Here is a 16,062-nt window from a genome sequence, read left to right as displayed (position 1 = left end):
CTTGTGTATGTAAAGAACGCAACAAACCTTCACATATAGGTTGAATGCTATCAGCAAGACTGCGCGCAACTCACCATGCCTGCCGGAGCACGGTTGACGGTAGTGGCCAAAAACAGACATTGTTGCGAGCCATCAAATGCGACAGGAATGCACCCCTGCTTGCATGTCGGCCTGTACGCCTGGCTTAGGATGCGAGGCTTGCGGCCATGCTGGCAACCGTGTGCAGCCGCCTCCTACCGACCCCCTGGGGAACGCATTTTTATAATGCGACACTCCTCAGCACTCCCTGCGACATGCCGTCCTCAGACTCCCGAGAACCCCAGGCTGGAAAGCCTCGCTCCGCTCCGTCCAAGCCCATGCATTGGTTTCCCAAGGCCTTGCTATGGCTGGCGGGCATCGCCGTCGCCGGCGCGCTGGCCCTGATGCTGACCGTGGCCGTGGCCCTGGCCATGGCCTACCCCAACCTGCCCGACGTGTCCGAGCTGGCCGACTACCGGCCCAAGCTGCCGCTGCGCGTGTACTCCAGCGAAGGCGCCCTGCTAGGCGAGTTCGGCGAGGAGCGGCGCACGCTGACGCCCATCCAGGACATCCCCAAAGTGATGACCGACGCGGTGCTGGCCATTGAAGACACCCGCTTTTTCGAGCACGGTGGCGTCGACTACAAGGGCATGGCCCGCGCCGCGCTGGCCAATCTGGGCCGCGTGAAAAGCCAGGGCGCATCGACCATCACCATGCAGGTGGCACGCAATGTCTATCTGTCTTCCGAGAAAACTTTTACACGCAAAATTTACGAAGTCTTACTGACTTTCAAGCTAGAGCATCTGCTGAGCAAAAACCAGATTCTCGAGATCTACATGAACCAGATTTATCTGGGAAATCGGGCCTATGGCTTTGCCGCCGCCTGTGAAGCCTATTTCGGCAAGCCACTGAAGGACATCACCGTCGCCGAAGCGGCCATGCTGGCCGGCCTGCCCAAGGCGCCCTCAGCCTACAACCCGATCAGCAACCCCAAGCGCGCCCGCTCGCGCCAGCTCTACATCATCGAGCGCATGGAGGAAAACGGCTTCATCACGGCGGCCCAGGCCACTGAAGCCAAGGCCGAGCCGCTGAAGATCCGCACAGGCTCCTTCAACACCCGGGTGCATGCCGAGTACGTGGCCGAAATGGCGCGCCAGCTGATCTTTGCCCAGTACGGCAACGAGGCCTACACGCGCGGCCTGAACGTCTACACCACCATCAATGCCGGCGAACAGGAAGCCGCCTACGCCGCGCTGCGCCGCGGCATCATGGACTACGAGCGCCGCCAGAAGTACCGCGGCCCCGAAAAGTTCGTGGCCCTGCCCGCCGACGCCGAGGACCGTGAAGACGCCATCGACGACACCCTGGCCAACCACCCCGACAACGGAGACGTGCTCGCCGCCGTGGTGCTGGATGCCAACCCGCGCAAGATCCTGGCGGCCCGTGCCGACGGCGAGCAGATCGAGATCACGGGCGAAGGCCTCAAGCCTGCCGAATCGGGCCTGAACCCCAAGGCACCGCCCAACATCAAGATCCGTCCCGGCGCCGTGATCCGGGTGGTCAAGACGCCCAAGAACACCTGGGAAATCACGCAGCTGCCCGAGGTGGAAGGCGCCTTCGTGGCCCTGGTTCCCCAGACGGGCGCCTTGCGCGCCCTGATCGGCGGCTTCGACTTCCAGAAGAACAAGTTCAATCATGTGACCCAGGCCTGGCGCCAGCCCGGCTCGGCCTTCAAGCCCTTCATCTACTCCGCGGCGCTGGAAAAGGGCTTCTCGCCCTCCACCATGATCAATGACGCGCCGCTGTTCTTCAGTGCGGGCGTGACGGGCGGGCAGCCCTGGGAGCCCAAGAACTACGACAGCCGCTACGACGGGCCGATGACCATGCGCACGGGCCTGAACAAGTCCAAGAACATGATCTCCATCCGGCTGCTGCAGGCCGTGGGACCCAAGCAGGGCCAGGAGTGGGTCACGCGCTTCGGCTTTGATGCCGCCAAGCACCCGGCCTACCTGACCATGGCTTTGGGCGCAGGTGCCGTCACGCCGCTGCAGCTGGCGGCAGGCTACTCCGTGTTCGCCAACGGCGGCCACCGCGTCAATCCCTGGCTGATTTCCCGCGTCACCGATCACAAAGGCCGCATCCTGTCCGAATTCACACCGCCCCCGGTGCAGGAACTGCCCCAGGCCATCGACGCGCGCAACGCCTTCATCATGGACAGCCTGCTGCAGGACGTTGCGCGCGTGGGCACGGCAGCGCGCGCGCAGTCCACGCTCAAGCGCCCCGACCTGTATGGCAAGACCGGCACGACCAACGATTCGGTGGATGCCTGGTTTGCGGGCTTCCAGCCCACGCTGGCCGCCGTATCCTGGATCGGCTACGACACGCCGCGCAACCTGGGCAGCCGCGAGACCGGCGGCGGCCTGAGCCTGCCGATCTGGATCAGCTTCATGCAGCACGCGCTCAAGGGCGTTCCCGTGGCCGAGATGCCCGTGCCGCCCGGCGTCGTGAACATGGGCGGCGAGTGGTACTACGAGGAAAACGCGCGCAACGGCGGCGTCAGCAGTCTGGGCATGGACAGTGCATCCACGGGCAGCGCCGCAGGCGCCACGCCCCCGCCCGCCACCGAGGAACGCAACCGCATCCTCGACCTGTTCCGCAACTGAGGCGGTCGACCACGCAAGAAAGCCCGGCCATGCCGGGCTTTTCTTTTGGAGCCAGCCGAAAGCCGGGGTCTCAGCGTGCCGAGAACTGCAGCGCCAGGCCCGATTGCTCGGTGGCGTAGCGGCTCAGGTTGGCGAAGAACTCGCCCGCGCCCTTGGTATCGAGCCAGGCGCCCTGCGACGCGTCGTAGCGGTAGTGGAAGCCGCCGGCCTTGGCGGCCAGCCAGATCTCGTGCAGCGGCTTTTGCTGGTTGATCACGATCTGGCTGCGGTTGGCAAAGACCAGGGTCACCATGCCTCCCACGCGCTGGGCATCGAGGTCGGCATCGGTTTCATCGTTGATGCGATCGCAGTCTTGCTCCACCGCCAGCAGCAGTCGTTCGGCAAGGTCCAGAAATTCTTGGTCGGTCATTACAATTCGCTTATGTTGAAAGCCTCGCAAATTCTAGTCAGGTGCATTGCCCTTGGGGCCTGTGCGGCGTCCCTTGCGGCCTGTGGGCAGAAGGGGCCTCTGTTCCTGCCCAGCTCGCCAGCCGCCAGCCACCGCGCCACGCTGCCGCAGACCCTGGGCATCTCCAGCCCGGCCGAGCGGGCAACGCCCGCACCGGCGCCCACCACCTTGCCGACCGGCCCCTCCAATGCAGCCGTCGAGGAAAGCTCCACGCCCACGGGCGCCTCGGACTCCCGCAGGCCACAGGCCGACTGACGCGGCAGCCGCACTGCGGCTTGATGCACGTCAACCCCGCTGCATGGCATGGCGCTTAGAGTGACCGCATCTTGTCCCTCGACAACCCGCCATGCCCGTAGAGCTTTACCGAGACAAAAACCACGCCTGCCTGATGTTCACCGACCTCATCGAGGAAGATGGACAGGCCATCCAGGCCAACCAGTTCCTCATCGTCGATGACGACACGGGCGCCATCATCGATCCGGGCGGCAATCTCGCGTTCAACGAGCTGTTCATGGGCATGTCTCGGCATTTCGCGCCGCACAAGCTTTCCTATCTGATTGCCTCCCACGCCGATCCCGACATCATTGCCTCGCTGGATCGCTGGATGACCAGCACCAAGGCCCAGTTGGTGATCTCGCGCATCTGGGAGCGCTTTGCGCCCCACTTCACCAAGGTCGGCAAGACCGAGAACCGCGTGATCGGCGTGCCGGACGCCGGTGGCCGGCTGCCGCTGGGCCGCCATGAACTGCACCTGCTGCCCGCCCACTTCCTGCATGCCGAAGGCAACTTCCACTTCTACGACCCGGTCAGCCGCATCCTCTTCACGGGCGACCTCGGCGTGTCCCTGATGAATGGCATCGAGGCGCAGGTGCCCGTGACCGACCTCGTGCCGCACATCGCGCGCATGGAAGGCTTTCACCGCCGATACATGGTCTCCAACAAGATCCTGCGGCTGTGGGTGCAGATGGCGCGCCAGCTGCCCATCGACATGATCGTGCCCCAGCACGGCGCGCCCATCATGGGCGCCAAGGCGATTGCCGACCTGTTCAACTGGCTGGAAGGCCTGCAGTGCGGCATTGATCTGTTCGACCAGCGCAACTACCAGTTGCCCATGGCGGACATCGACCCTGTCACCCGCCAGTTGCGCCCTGCCCTGCGCGCCGTCGCCGGCTAGCTTCTGGCGCGCCGGCGGCGCAGTGCATGGGCCACACGCCAGCCCAGCAGCAGCGCAAGAATGGCGGCGTATACGCCGACCTCGGCGAAGTTGTTCTTGCCCGCGCGCATCCAGAAGAAATGCAGCAGGGCCAGCGGCGCCACCGCATAAATGCAGCGGTGCAGCCATTGCCAGCGCTTTGCGCCCATGGCCCGGAGCACACGGTGCGGCGATGTGGCGGCAAGCGCGGTCAGCAAGAGCAGGGCCGCAAAGCCCACGAGGATGAACGGGCGTTTGGGGATGTCGAGCACGATCTCGCCCCAGTCCAGCCCCATGTCGAACCACGCATAGCACAGCAGATGCAGCACGGCGTAGAAGAACACATACAGGCCCAGCATGCGCCGAAAGCGCGCCAGCGCCGTCAGCCCCAGCGCCTGGCGCAGCGGTGTCACGGCCAGCACCACGCACAGAAAGCGCAGCGTCCAGTCCCCCGTGGAGCGCAGCAGGGCCTCGGCCGGATTGGCGCCAAGAGTGTTCAGGATGGCTCCGGCCAGCAGCCACGCAAACGGCAGCAGGCACACAAGAAACACCAGCGGCTTGGCCGCCCGGTGCAGCAAAAGGCGCTGTAACACCGTCATTGCATGGGCCGCATCAATAGAACTTCTTCAGATCCATGCCCGTGTAGAGCTGGCCGACCTGGGCTTCGTAGCCGTTGAACAGCAGCGTCTTGCGCTTCTTGGCGAACAGGCCATCCTCGCCAATGCGCCGCTCCGTGGCCTGGCTCCAGCGCGGGTGCGGCACGTCCGGGTTCACATTGGAATAAAAGCCGTACTCGTTGCGCGCCGCCTTGTTCCAGGCCGTGCCCGGCTCCTTGTCGGTCAGGCGGATGGCGACGATGCTCTTGGCGCTCTTGAAGCCGTATTTCCACGGCACGACCAGCCGCACGGGCGCGCCATTCTGGTTGGGCAGCACTTCGCCATACATGCCGAAGGCCAGCAGGGTCAGCGCGTGCATGGCCTCATCCAGGCGAAGCCCTTCCGTGTACGGCCAGTCGAGCACGCCGCTGCGCAGGCCCGGCATCTGCGCCTTGTCGGCCAGGGTGACAAATTCCACGTATTTCGCGCTGCCCAGCGGCTGCACCTTGCGCAGCAGTTCGGCCAGGGAATAGCCGACCCAGGGAATCACCATGGACCAGCCTTCCACGCAGCGCAGCCGGTAGATGCGCTCTTCCAGCGGTGCGAGCTTGAGCAGCGCATCCAGGTCCAGTGTCTGCGGCTGCTGGACCAGGCCTTCGATCTTCACTGTCCACGGCCGCGTCTTGAGCGTGTGGGCGTTCTTGGCAGGATCGTCCTTGTCCAGGCCGAATTCGTAGAAGTTGTTGTACTGCGACGCATCGGCATAGGCGGTGACGCGCTCCATGGAGTTCGCGCCCGGCACCTGCGAAGGCACGGAAGCCAGCGCCGCCAGCTTGCCGGGGCGCTGCACGCCTGCCGCCCAGCCCGGCAAGGCGGCACCGGCCGAACCTGCGGCCAGGTACTGCAGCCAGGCCCGGCGCTGCAGGTAGCTCGCCCGGGGCGTGATTTCGCTGCCTTGCGGATGTTGGAAGCCGTTGTCGTGGGAGCGGATCAGCATGGGAATCTCCGAAAGTGCCTGCTGCGGCAGGGGCGCCGGGCGGCATGACGATTGGGAGCCTTGCAGGCCCGCGCAAGTTCCATGCTACGCCCCAGCCTCAACTGCCATGAAAAAGAGCCGGATACAAAAAGGGCTGCATGCGCGCCGGCGCATGCAGCCCTTTGTTCGGCGGCGGTCCGAATCAGCAGCGGATCACAGCTCGCCGTAGCTGTGCAGTCCCGACAGGAACATGTTCACGCCCAGGAAGGCGAAGGTGGTGATGGCCAGCCCGCCCAGCGCCCACCAGGCGGACACGGTGCCGCGCAGCCCCTTGACCAGGCGCATGTGCAGCCAGGCCGCGTAGTTGAGCCAGACGATCAGCGCCCAGGTTTCCTTGGGGTCCCAGCTCCAGTAGCCGCCCCAGGCCTCGGCCGCCCACAGCGCGCCCAGCACGGTGGCGATGGTGAAGAAGGCAAAGCCCACGGCGATGGACTTGTACATCACATCGTCCAGCAGCTCGAAGCTGGGCAGCCGCTCGGCGATGCGCTTGCGCGCCAGCAGGATGCCGGCCACGATCAGCGCCGAGACGCCGAAGTACACCATCCAGTAGCTGCCGCCGTTGTCGGTCGCACCCTTGCGGAAAACGATGGGCTCGAAGCACAGCACCACGCCCAGCATCCACAGCGGCGCGAGCTTGTACCAGCGCGTCTCCGTGGCCTGCTGCTTGATCAGGTAGGCGAAGGAGACCATGGCCGCCAGCGCGAAGGTGCCGTAGCCGATGAAGTTGGCCGGCACATGCAGCTTCATCCACCAGCTCTTGAGCGCCGGCACCAGGGGCTGGATCTCGTGCGCCTCGCGCACCAGCGTGTACCACAGCAAAAAGCCCACGGCCGCGCTGACCACCAGCATCACGAAGCCACCCAGGGCGCGCGTGTCGTAGTGCTGTTCGTAGTACAGATAGAACAGCGCCGTCATCCAGCAGAACATGACGAACACTTCATAGAGATTGCTGACCGGGATGTGGCCCACATCGGGGCCGATCAGATAGCTCTCGTACCAGCGCACCATGGTGCCCACCAGCGCCAGCGTCACGGCCAGCCAGGCCAGGCGCGAGCCCAGCAGCGACAGCGCCGTGCCCTCGCCCCGCGCAAACATGCCGATCCAGTAGAAGACGGTGCTGATGAAGAACACCATGCTCATCCAGAGGATGGCCGACTGGCTGGACAGGAAGTACTTGAGGCCGAACACCGTGTCCGAGCGCGCCAGCTGCGCCCCCTCCGGCCCCTGGTACAGCGCAATGGCCAGCAGCGACAGCCCGGCCACCACCAGCATCAGCGCCCGCAGCGAGCGCCAGAACCAGCCCAGCCAGATGGCCGCGGGAATGGTGCCGACCAGGATGCACTTCTCGTAGACATCCATGTACTCGCCATAGCGCTGCAGCGCATAGAGCAGCCCCGCCGCCACGAGGGCCGCGAACACCCAGTCGAACCAGTTGCGGCGGGCGAAGAAGCCCTCGTTGAGCGTCAAAGTCGTCGTGGTGGCGGTGTTCATGCGGAACCTCCGGGGGGTTTCTTGTGGATGGGCTCGGCGCCTATCAGCTTGCCGGCCAGCATGGCGAATTCTCTATCACCATCGAGCGTTTTGCGATTGGTGGACAAGGCCATTTCGGCATGGCTTTGGCCATCGCGAGGCGTGAGCCAGATCCAGATGCGGCGGTCGCGCACGTACAGCATGCAGAACACGCCGATGATGAGGAACAGGCAGCCCAGATACACCACGTTCTTGCCCGGCGCACGCGCCACCTGGAACACGCTGGCCTGCACCTGCTTGAAGTCCTGCAGCATGAAGACCATGGGCACGGGGTAGAACTGCGAGTCGCTGAGCGAGAACACGGCCTGTGTCATGAAGGACTGCGTCTGCTCGCTGGGCTCCAGCGGTGCCTGGCCGGCCTGGGCCCGCACGATCTGGGCCATCTCGAACAGCACGCCATTGAGAATGCGCACCAGCACCTCGCCCGCGCGTTCACGCTCGGCCGCGGGCACATTGCTTTCCATGAAATCGGAGATGGCCTGCAGCCCGCCCAGCGGCTTGCCATCGGGACCCTTCTTGTCGGTCTGTCCCGCGAACAGCTCCAGCGCCTTGGTGGCCGACTGCGCCAGCGCACCGCTCAGCTCGGAGCGCGAGGAATCGATGGCCTTGGCCACATAGGCCCGGGCCGCCTGCTCGCGCAGTTTGGGATCCTGCAGCGCGCTGCGCAGGCGCAGGAAGGTGTCCATTTCGCTTTCGGGGTCGGCGGGAATGCGCAGATAGCGCATGGCGTCGGCCTGGTTGTCGCGCACGCCCAGCAGGAACACGCGCTGGCCGTCGCCCGTGTCCACGGGCAGCATGTAGTTCTGGAACTCGCGCGCCTGGCCCGCGGCATCGCGCAGCTTGTAGCGGATGCTGGGGCCGATGTTGCGCAGTTCCTTCTTGGTCACGGTCTTGTGGGCCGCGCCCAGGCGCTCGTCGATGGCCTGCTTCAGGTCCACCTTGCGCACATCGGTGGCGCTGCCACTGGCGCCGCCCGCACCGCCGAAGTTCTCGACGTTGATGGTGCGCAGCTCGGCAAACTCCAGCGTCAGCGCCTCGTCCTTGCCGTCGGCGAGCTTGCGCGTGAACTGGCTGGAGCCGCCAATCACGCCTTCGACATCGAAGGGCTTGGTCCCGGCCTCCAGCGGCACGGCATGCAGCTTCACCGACGAGCCGCCGTCATCAAAGCTGGACTGGTAGATCTCGATGCCGCGGTAGCTGGCCGGGTGGTTGACCTCGATGCGCTTTTCCAGCTTCTCGCCCGTGGCCTTGTCGTGGATGACGACCTCGCTGGCAAACAGCTTGGGCATGCCCGTGGAGTAGTACTCGACGATGAACTTCTTGAGCTCCACCGCAAAGGGCAGCTCCTGCAGCAGCACGCCATCGGACTGCGACAGGATGGCCGTGCCCGCCGTGCCGCCCTCGGTCACCAGCAGGTTGCCGCGGAAGGTGGGGTTGCGTTCGCTCAGCCGGTGCTGCTCGGACACCTCGGAGATCAGGCCACCGCCGGTATAAGGTGTTTTGCCTCCCAGCCACATCTGCGCACGCACGATGAGGTCACCGTCGAACAGCCCCCCCAGGCAGATCAGCACGATGGCGCCATGGGCGGCGATGTAGCCCAGCTTGTGGGCCGCGCCCGCCTTGGCCGCCAGCATCCAGCCCGTGCCGGGACCGGCCGCCGTATCGCGCTGCTGCAGCCGCACCTTCCAGCCGCCCGACACCAGCTGCTGGCCCAGGCGCCTGGCGGCTTCCTCGGTGCTGCCGGGCACCACGTTCTGCGCACGGTGGCCGAAGGCCTTGAGGCTTTGTTCGCGAACGTTTTCCTTGTAGCTGCGCAGATCGGCCAGGTACTTGGGCGCATGGCGTGCCACGCACAGCGAGGTGCTGATCACCAGAAAGGCCAGGATCAGCAGGAACCACCAGGCGCTGTAGACCGCATTGAGCTTGAGCGCAAGAAACAGCTGGGCCCAGAACGGTCCGAACTGGTTGACGTAGTTGCCCACCGGCTCATGCTGCTTGAGCACGGTGCCGATCACCGAGGCAATGCAGATGACCGTCAGCAGCGAGATCGCAAAGCGCATCGATGCCAGCAGCTCCAGCATCGCGCGCGCGGCCTGCGGGCGGGGAGAGGCAAGAGCGGCACCGGAAGAGTTGTCTGACATGAAGAGCGAAAAACCAAAACCCGAATGAAAAAAGCGGGACCATCTGCATTCATGCGATGGACCCGCCTGGCTTGGGGCGTCTATAGGGCAATAGGTTCCCGGTGATTACCCTGGGAACCGCATCGGTTCCGGGAGCACATCAACGCAGGCCAGCGATGTAGTCTGCCACGGCCTTGATTTCGCGATCGTTAAGCTTGGCAGCAACCTGCGTCATCTGAATGCTATTGCCGCGCTTGCCGTCACGGAAGGCCGTGAGCTGGGTGGTGGTGTAGTCGGCGTGCTGGCCGGCCAGACGCGGGTACTGGGCCGGGATGCCGGCGCCGTTGGGGCTGTGGCAGCCTGCGCAGGCGGCGATGTTGCGCTCCTGGATGCCACCACGGTAGATGCGCTCGCCCATGGCCACCAGGTCCTTGTCCTTGGCAAAGCCGTCCTTGGGCTTTTGCGCATGCAGCCAGGCGGCGATGTTCTTCATGTCAGGCTCGCTGAGCATGCTGGCAAAGCCCTTCATCACCGGGTCCTTGCGCTTGTCGTCCTTGAACTCCAGCAACTGCTTGACCAGGTACTCGGGATGCTGGCCGGCCAGCTTGGGCTGGATGGGCACCGTCGAATTGCCGTCAGCCGCATGGCATGCCGCGCAGACGGCGGTGTAGCTGGCCTCGCCCTTCGCCAGATCGGCCTTGGCCGCCTTCGGCTGAGCCGGGGCAGCAGGTGCCTCGCCAGCGGAGAAAGCGGGAAAGGCGGGGGCTGCAGCAAGAATGGCAGCCGTCAGCAAAGAGGCAAGCAACTTCATATCGAGGGCGTGGTTCTGTTGTTGAAAGCGCAAAATTCGGCGGATTCTACAATGGGGCCCCCTGTGATTGATATCGTCAGGAACCCTGCTTTCGCCCCTGCGCGCAGAGGAAGACACATTCCTTGATCGTGGTCACAAACTGGCCACGGATCCGGTGCGGAACATGTGTTTTTCGCAACCCAGCATATCGATCTGTGCCAGCGCGGCAATAAGGGCTCTACCCATGTGGCGCGCAATACCACACCCCTTCTTTCCCGGATTCCAGGTCCCTCGCCCGCCTCAGCCCGCGCCGAAGCGGCTTTCGGCCTGCCTGCGGAATTCCGAGGGCGTCATCCCCTTGATTTCAAGGAAGCGCCGGTTGAAGTTGGCCAGATTGCTGAAGCCGACCTGAAAACAGATATCGGCGATGAAGCAATCGGTCTGCATGAGCAGATGGCAGGCACTGTTGATGCGCACGCGGCTGACAAAGTCGGTGAAGCTGTTGCCTGTGGCACGGCGAAAGAAACGGCTGAAGCGGCTTTCGCTCATGCCCAGTTCGGCCGCCACGTCCGCCAGGCTCAGCGGCTCGTTCACGCGCGCCATGATGCGGTTGACCACCTCGTTGATCTGGTCCACCTGGGCCTCGGCCTGCACGCCCTGCATCTGCACGGCCGACAGCAGCCGGTAGTCGGTGCATTCGGAAAGATCAGACAGCAGATCACAAAAGGCCGCGAAGCGGCGCATGCCGCGCGCACCCCGGACCGCCTCCCAGTGCACGCGCGCTGCCTCGGCCATGCCGAAGAACTCGATGCCGTGGCGCGCGCGGTCCAGCAGCTGCAGTACCTCGCGCATCTCGGGGATCTGCTCGGCCGCAAGGGCAATGGGATCGTGGTTGAACAGGATGACGAGATCGCGTTCGGGCGCGCCGGCCTCGGGCACGTCGAACGATATCCAGTTGTGCGGCAGGCGCGGCCCGCACAGCACGAGGTGGCCCGGCTCGAACGGCCCTATCCAGTCACCCACGAAGGCACGGCCCGAGGTGTGGGTGATGAGATGCAGCTCGTACTCGTCATGGAAATGCCAGCGCACCAGCGGACTCGGGAAACCATGTGCCAGGCAGCGCACCAGGCCACTGCCCTCCACGTCTTCATAGCCCAGGGCGGGCGTGCGGACAAAGTCGCGCTCCAGTTCGGGATGGCGCTGGCGCGGCGGGCGGCGGCGTGTGCTGGGCATGGCAGTCGGTCAATCAGGGACGATGGAGACGGGCACAGGGCGCACGGTAACACCGGCGGCCGCTACGCCCTGTGGTGCTGCTGCGCCTGCGCAGCATGCAGGCCCGCAAGCGCGGCATCCAGCTCCGCACGCCAGGGCGGCTGGGCGCCGGCGCGCGTGCAATTGAGCGCGGCAGCCGTGGCCGCAAAGCGCAGCACCTCGCGCCACGCGGCATCTGGCAGGGACTTCAACTGCTGCGCCTGCTCCACGCCGCGCTCGAGCAACGCCACGGACAGTGCCGCGCCAAAGGTGTCGCCCGCGCCGATGGTGTCCGCCAGCGGCACTGCAGGCGGGCGCACCGACAGCGGAGCGCGGTCTGCGCGCAGCAAGGTGGCGCCCTCGGCCCCCTGCGTGAGCACCACGGCCCTGGGCCCACGCGACAGCCAGCTCCCGGCAGCCTCCAGCACCGGCTGACCGGGCGCGATGAAGGCCGCATCCTCGTCGCTGAGCTTGACCAGGTCGGCCAGGGCCAGCCAGGCCAGGCAGTCGCGCCGGAAGGCCTGCGCATCGCGGATCAGCGTGGGGCGCACATTGGGGTCGAAGACGATGAGGCGCCGACCGCGCTGCGCGGCCACCAGATCCAGGATGCGCGGCCCCGCCGGCGCATGCAGCAGCGCGATGGAGCCGAACTGCAGGATGCGGCATTCGTCCGGCAACTTCGGCAGCTCGGCAGGCGCCCACAGCGTGTCGGCCGTGCCCTGCATGTAGAAGGCATAGCGGTTGGTGTGTTCGCCGCGCTCCACAAAGGCCAGCGTGCTGGGCGCGCTGCAGCGCTGCACCAGGCGCATGTCCACGCCGTTGCGCTGCAGGTGCGCGAACAGGCGCTCGCCAAAGAGGTCCTCCGAGAGCTGCGAGACAAGGCCCGTGGCCTGCCCCAGCCGCGCCGCCGCGATGGCGCCATTGGCGGGCGCCCCGCCCTCATGGCCCTGGAAGGCCAGGCCACCCGTGGCGGTGAAATCGATCAGGGCCTCGCCCACGATGGCTATGCGCATGTCAGCTCCGCCTTGTGCATGTTTCGGTTCTGTCCACAAATGCCCGTACCCGCTCCGAGGCCCGGCGCACCGACTCCACCAACTGCGGATGGCCTGCCACCTCGCCCCACAGCAGCGGCTCGGCGCACAGCGAGGCCACGGGATCGGGCGCCGCGCAGATGGCATGCGCCACCGCCGGGTCCATGGCCTGGTCCTGGTACGCATAGGGCAGTTTGCCCCGGTGCCAGCGCTGCAGGAAGGCCAGGAACAGCGCTGGCAGCATGGCCGCGGCATCGATGGTGGCGTTGTCCGCCAGCCGCTCGCGCAGCGTAGGCGCGATGAAGCCGGGGATCTTGGCAAACCCATCGGCCGCCACGCGCTGGTTGGTGTCGCGCAGGGCGGCATTGCCAAAGCGCTCCAGCACCGTGTCACGGTAGGCCGGCAGGTCCAGCGGCCTGGGCCGGCCCGGTGCGCAAAGGCAGGCGATCACATCCCGGGTCACGTAGTCCCAGGCCATCTGGCGTATCGCGGGCACGGCGCAGCCTTCGTGGATATGCTCCAGGCCCGCCAGCGTCCCGGCCCAGGCGATGCAGCTGTGGCTGGCGTTGAGGATGCGGATCTTGGCCTCTTCGTAAGGCGCCACCGAGGGCACCAGCTCCACGCCCACGGTCTGCCAGGCGGGGCGCCCGGCAATGAAGCGGTCCTCGATCACCCATTGCGTGAAGCGCTCGGCCATCACCGCGGCCTCGTCGTCGCGGCCGGTGGCGGCCAGCACGCGCGCGCGCAGCTCCGGTGGCGGGCGGGGAGTGATGCGATCGACCATGGCGTTGGGGCAGCTGGTATGCCGCTGTGCCCAGTCGGCCAGCCCATGCAGCTGTGCCTGGCGCATGAAGGCCAGCAGGCCGGCGCGCAGGCGGTCGCCGTTGTGGCGCAGGTTGTCGCAGCTCAGCAGCGTGACGGGGCCGGCATCGGTGGCGCGGCGCGCCTGCAGGATGGCGCAGAGCACGCCATAGATGGTGGTCCCCGCCTCGCCCCGGCGTGCGCGCTCCAGGTCCTGCGCCAGATCGGGATGCGCGGCGTCGAGCGCTCCCTGACCATCCAGGCAGTAACCGGCCTCGGTGACCGTGAAGGAGATGATGCGGGTGGCCGGCCAGGCGCCCCGCTGCACGACGGCGGCCAGCCCGGGCGCGTACGGAATCACCTCGCTCAAGGCATCCATCCACTGGTAGTGCACCGTGCCGTTGGGCGCAATCGTCTCCAGCGTGTAGGCACCGCCTTGTCGCACCAGGGCGTCCAGCGTCTGCGCCATGTCAGGGCGCAGGTTGGCGCCCACCAGCGCCCACTGCGTGTCGCCCGCATCCATCAATCGCTGCTGGTAGGCAGCCTGGTGCGCGCGATGGAAAGAGCCCAGCCCCAGGTGCAGCACCGTGGGGCGGGAAAGGGAGGGGGCAGTCGCGTTCATGGTGTCCCGGACAAAGGGATGGGAAGAGACGGAAAGAAGAAGGCAGGGCTCGGCCGCCAGGCTCAGCAGGCCGCCAGCGCACGGCCATCGCGGTCGAACAGATGGAGCATGCAGCCCGGGTCGAGGGACACCCTCACCCCATCGCCCACGGCCAGCGGCATGCGCTCGGTCTGGCGTGCCACCAGCGGCACGCCGGCCACATCCACATGGACCAGCGTGTCGGCACCCAAGGCTTCGATCAGGTCCACGCGCCCCTGGACGCCAGCCCCATCACTGGGACCTGCATCTGCCCGGGACAGGCGCAGCGCCTCGGGGCGTATGCCCAGCGTGCCGTCCCGCGGCAAGCGCCCCTGCGTGCTGGCCGACAGGCCCGGCACGGCATGGGCCGCCAGCAGGTTCATCGGCGGCATGCCGATGAACTGCGCGACAAAGCGGTTGGCCGGGCGGTCATAGAGCTCCAGAGGAGAGCCCACCTGCTCGATGGCGCCGTCGCGCATCACCACCACGCGGTCGGCCAGGGTCATGGCCTCCACCTGGTCGTGCGTCACATAGATGGTGGTGGCGCCCAATGCACGGTGCAGCTTGAGGATTTCCACGCGCGTGTTGCCGCGCAGCGCCGCATCCAGATTGGACAGCGGCTCGTCGAACAGGAAGACCTTGGGCTCGCGCACGATGGCGCGTCCGATGGCCACGCGCTGGCGCTGCCCGCCCGACAGCTCGCCCGGGCGGCGCTCCAGGCAGGCCGTGAGATTGAGCGTTTCTGCCGCCCGGCCGACCTTGCGCAATATCTCCTTGCGCGGCACGCCCGCCAGGCGCAGCGCAAAGGACATGTTGTCGTACACGCTCATGTGCGGGTACAGCGCATAGCTCTGGAACACCATGGCCAGATCGCGCCGGCCCGAGGGCGCGTGCGTGATGTCGCACCCATCGAGCAGCAGATGGCCCGCGCTGACGGACTCCAGCCCCGCGATCAGGCGCAGCAGCGTGGATTTTCCGCAGCCCGAGGGGCCGACGAAGACGATGAACTCGCCGCGCTCGATGGCGAGGTCCACGCCACGGATGATGTGCGCCTCGCCAAAACTCTTGCGCATGTCTTGCAGTTGCAGATAGGCCATGGTTTTCTTGGTTTGAAGAGCGGCTACTTGACGGCGCCGAAGGTCATGCCCTGCACCAGTTGCTTCTGGCTGAACCAGCCGAACACCACGATGGGCGCGATGGCCAAAAGCGAGGCGGCCGAAAGACGGGCCCAGAACAGCCCCTCGGGGCTGGAGTAGGAGGCGATCAGCGTGGCCAGCGTGCCGGCGCGCGCGCTGCTGAGGTTGAGCGACCAGAAGGCCTCGTTCCAGCTCAGCACCAGACACAGCAGGCCCGTGGAGGCAATGCCGCCCAGCGCCAGCGGCAGCACCACATGGCGGAACTCGGCCCACAGGCAGGCGCCATCCATGCGCGCGGCTTCGAGGATCTCGTGCGGGATGTCCTTGAACGCGCTGTAGAGCATCCACACCATGATGGGCAGGTTGGACAGCGTGAAGACCACGGTCAGCACCGTGAGCGTGTCCAGCAGGCCGGCGCCCTGGGCCAGCACGTAGATGGGCAGCAATGCGCCCACGGCGGGCATCATCTTGGTGGACAGCATCCACATCAGCACATCGCGTGTGCGCCGCGTGCGAAAGAAGGCCATCGAGTAGGCGGCGGGCACGGCGATGGCCAGGCCCGCCAGGGTGGACCCCAGGCTGGTGACCAAGGAGTTGCGTGCGTGCAGCAGGTAGTTGCTGCGCTGCTGCACCTCGCCGAAGTTGGCCAGCGTGGGCTCGAACACGAACAGCGGCGGCACGGCAATGGCCTGCAGCTCGGTCTTGAACGCGGTCAGGAACAGCCAGCCCAGCGGAAAGAACAGCAGCAGCGCCAGCGCCCAGGCCGCGGCGGCACGCAAGGCGGTGGAAAGTGAAGGGGCCGTCATGCGC

14 protein-coding genes are annotated in these 16,062 nt (G+C 66.2%); 3 read left to right on the top strand and 11 right to left on the bottom strand.

The window, feature by feature from the left end; translation table 11 throughout:
• The first annotated feature begins 356 nt into the window (after window positions 1-356).
• Window positions 357-2,681, top strand: coding sequence for a penicillin-binding protein 1A (locus tag AAN986_RS05330; protein ID WP_017406662.1), 2,325 nt, complete (start codon window positions 357-359; stop codon window positions 2,679-2,681).
• Window positions 2,682-2,751: 70 nt separating this feature from the next.
• Here AAN986_RS05330 and cyaY read toward each other — a convergent pair whose 3' ends face one another.
• Complete coding sequence (gene cyaY, locus AAN986_RS05325; RefSeq protein WP_017406663.1) at window positions 2,752-3,090, bottom strand: iron donor protein CyaY; 339 nt, start codon at window positions 3,088-3,090, stop codon at window positions 2,752-2,754.
• 12 nt (window positions 3,091-3,102) lie between these two features.
• Here cyaY and AAN986_RS05320 point away from each other — a divergent pair, with 12 nt between their 5' ends.
• Both AAN986_RS05320 and AAN986_RS05315 read left to right on the top strand, forming a co-directional pair.
• Window positions 3,103-3,384 (top strand): lipoprotein, encoded by a 282-nt coding sequence (locus AAN986_RS05320; protein ID WP_082254145.1) that lies wholly within the window; start codon window positions 3,103-3,105, stop codon window positions 3,382-3,384.
• A 91-nt stretch (window positions 3,385-3,475) separates the two neighbouring features.
• Complete coding sequence (locus AAN986_RS05315; protein WP_012207382.1) at window positions 3,476-4,303, top strand: MBL fold metallo-hydrolase; 828 nt, start codon at window positions 3,476-3,478, stop codon at window positions 4,301-4,303.
• On the opposite strand, the gene AAN986_RS05310 is transcribed toward AAN986_RS05315, so the two are convergent.
• From AAN986_RS05310 to AAN986_RS05265, 10 genes are all read right to left on the bottom strand, one after another.
• On the bottom strand, window positions 4,300-4,920 hold the full coding sequence (locus AAN986_RS05310) for a protein-methionine-sulfoxide reductase heme-binding subunit MsrQ (protein WP_026062808.1): 621 nt from the start codon (window positions 4,918-4,920) through the stop codon (window positions 4,300-4,302). The genes AAN986_RS05315 and AAN986_RS05310 overlap by 4 nt on opposite strands.
• 13 nt (window positions 4,921-4,933) lie before the next feature.
• Entirely contained in the window at window positions 4,934-5,914 is a 981-nt protein-coding gene (gene msrP / locus AAN986_RS05305; RefSeq protein ID WP_047217116.1) for a protein-methionine-sulfoxide reductase catalytic subunit MsrP, read from the bottom strand.
• A 192-nt stretch (window positions 5,915-6,106) separates the two neighbouring features.
• Window positions 6,107-7,444, bottom strand: a complete 1,338-nt coding sequence (gene ccsB, locus AAN986_RS05300; RefSeq protein WP_016445532.1) for a c-type cytochrome biogenesis protein CcsB — start codon at window positions 7,442-7,444, stop codon at window positions 6,107-6,109.
• Entirely contained in the window at window positions 7,441-9,624 is a 2,184-nt protein-coding gene (locus tag AAN986_RS05295) for a cytochrome c biogenesis protein ResB (RefSeq protein WP_047217117.1), read from the bottom strand. The genes ccsB and AAN986_RS05295 overlap by 4 nt, the downstream gene beginning before the upstream one ends.
• A gap of 139 nt (window positions 9,625-9,763) precedes the next feature.
• On the bottom strand, window positions 9,764-10,414 hold the full coding sequence (locus AAN986_RS05290; RefSeq protein ID WP_016445530.1) for a c-type cytochrome: 651 nt from the start codon (window positions 10,412-10,414) through the stop codon (window positions 9,764-9,766).
• Between the two features lie 279 nt (window positions 10,415-10,693).
• Window positions 10,694-11,626: an AraC family transcriptional regulator gene (locus AAN986_RS05285; RefSeq protein ID WP_046238457.1), complete on the bottom strand. Its 933-nt coding sequence runs from the start codon at window positions 11,624-11,626 to the stop codon at window positions 10,694-10,696.
• Between the two features lie 62 nt (window positions 11,627-11,688).
• A complete protein-coding gene (locus tag AAN986_RS05280; protein WP_047217118.1) occupies window positions 11,689-12,657 on the bottom strand; it encodes a carbohydrate kinase in 969 nt (322 codons plus the stop codon).
• Between the two features lies 1 nt (window position 12,658).
• Window positions 12,659-14,098, bottom strand: a complete 1,440-nt coding sequence (gene dalD, locus AAN986_RS05275; RefSeq protein ID WP_047217119.1) for a D-arabinitol 4-dehydrogenase — start codon at window positions 14,096-14,098, stop codon at window positions 12,659-12,661.
• Between the two features lie 62 nt (window positions 14,099-14,160).
• Window positions 14,161-15,213: a sn-glycerol-3-phosphate ABC transporter ATP-binding protein UgpC gene (gene ugpC / locus AAN986_RS05270; protein WP_349335598.1), complete on the bottom strand. Its 1,053-nt coding sequence runs from the start codon at window positions 15,211-15,213 to the stop codon at window positions 14,161-14,163.
• Between the two features lie 23 nt (window positions 15,214-15,236).
• Window positions 15,237-16,058, bottom strand: coding sequence for a carbohydrate ABC transporter permease (locus AAN986_RS05265; protein ID WP_047217121.1), 822 nt, complete (start codon window positions 16,056-16,058; stop codon window positions 15,237-15,239).
• Window positions 16,059-16,062: the final 4 nt, after the last annotated feature.

Origin of the sequence: Delftia sp. DS1230 (assembly GCF_040112715.1) — a bacterium.
GTDB lineage: Bacteria > Pseudomonadota > Gammaproteobacteria > Burkholderiales > Burkholderiaceae_C > Comamonas > Comamonas tsuruhatensis.
This window is presented reverse-complemented; position numbering and strand designations above follow the sequence as displayed.

Excerpts from the sequence above, each read along its gene's own strand:
- AAN986_RS05295 (WP_047217117.1), bottom strand. The coding sequence starts at position 9,624 with ATGTCAGACAACTCTTCCGGTGCCGCTCTTGCCTCTCCCCGCCCGCAG.
- AAN986_RS05265 (WP_047217121.1), bottom strand. The coding sequence starts at position 16,058 with ATGACGGCCCCTTCACTTTCCACCGCCTTGCGTGCCGCCGCGGCCTGG.
- ccsB (WP_016445532.1), bottom strand. The coding sequence starts at position 7,444 with ATGAACACCGCCACCACGACGACTTTGACGCTCAACGAGGGCTTCTTC.
- ugpC (WP_349335598.1), bottom strand. The coding sequence starts at position 15,213 with ATGGCCTATCTGCAACTGCAAGACATGCGCAAGAGTTTTGGCGAGGCG.
- AAN986_RS05315 (WP_012207382.1), top strand. The coding sequence starts at position 3,476 with ATGCCCGTAGAGCTTTACCGAGACAAAAACCACGCCTGCCTGATGTTC.
- cyaY (WP_017406663.1), bottom strand. The coding sequence starts at position 3,090 with ATGACCGACCAAGAATTTCTGGACCTTGCCGAACGACTGCTGCTGGCG.
- msrP (WP_047217116.1), bottom strand. The coding sequence starts at position 5,914 with ATGCTGATCCGCTCCCACGACAACGGCTTCCAACATCCGCAAGGCAGC.
- AAN986_RS05330 (WP_017406662.1), top strand. The coding sequence starts at position 357 with ATGCATTGGTTTCCCAAGGCCTTGCTATGGCTGGCGGGCATCGCCGTC.
- AAN986_RS05310 (WP_026062808.1), bottom strand. The coding sequence starts at position 4,920 with ATGACGGTGTTACAGCGCCTTTTGCTGCACCGGGCGGCCAAGCCGCTG.
- AAN986_RS05280 (WP_047217118.1), bottom strand. The coding sequence starts at position 12,657 with ATGCGCATAGCCATCGTGGGCGAGGCCCTGATCGATTTCACCGCCACG.
- AAN986_RS05320 (WP_082254145.1), top strand. The coding sequence starts at position 3,103 with ATGTTGAAAGCCTCGCAAATTCTAGTCAGGTGCATTGCCCTTGGGGCC.
- dalD (WP_047217119.1), bottom strand. The coding sequence starts at position 14,098 with ATGAACGCGACTGCCCCCTCCCTTTCCCGCCCCACGGTGCTGCACCTG.
- AAN986_RS05285 (WP_046238457.1), bottom strand. The coding sequence starts at position 11,626 with ATGCCCAGCACACGCCGCCGCCCGCCGCGCCAGCGCCATCCCGAACTG.
- AAN986_RS05290 (WP_016445530.1), bottom strand. The coding sequence starts at position 10,414 with ATGAAGTTGCTTGCCTCTTTGCTGACGGCTGCCATTCTTGCTGCAGCC.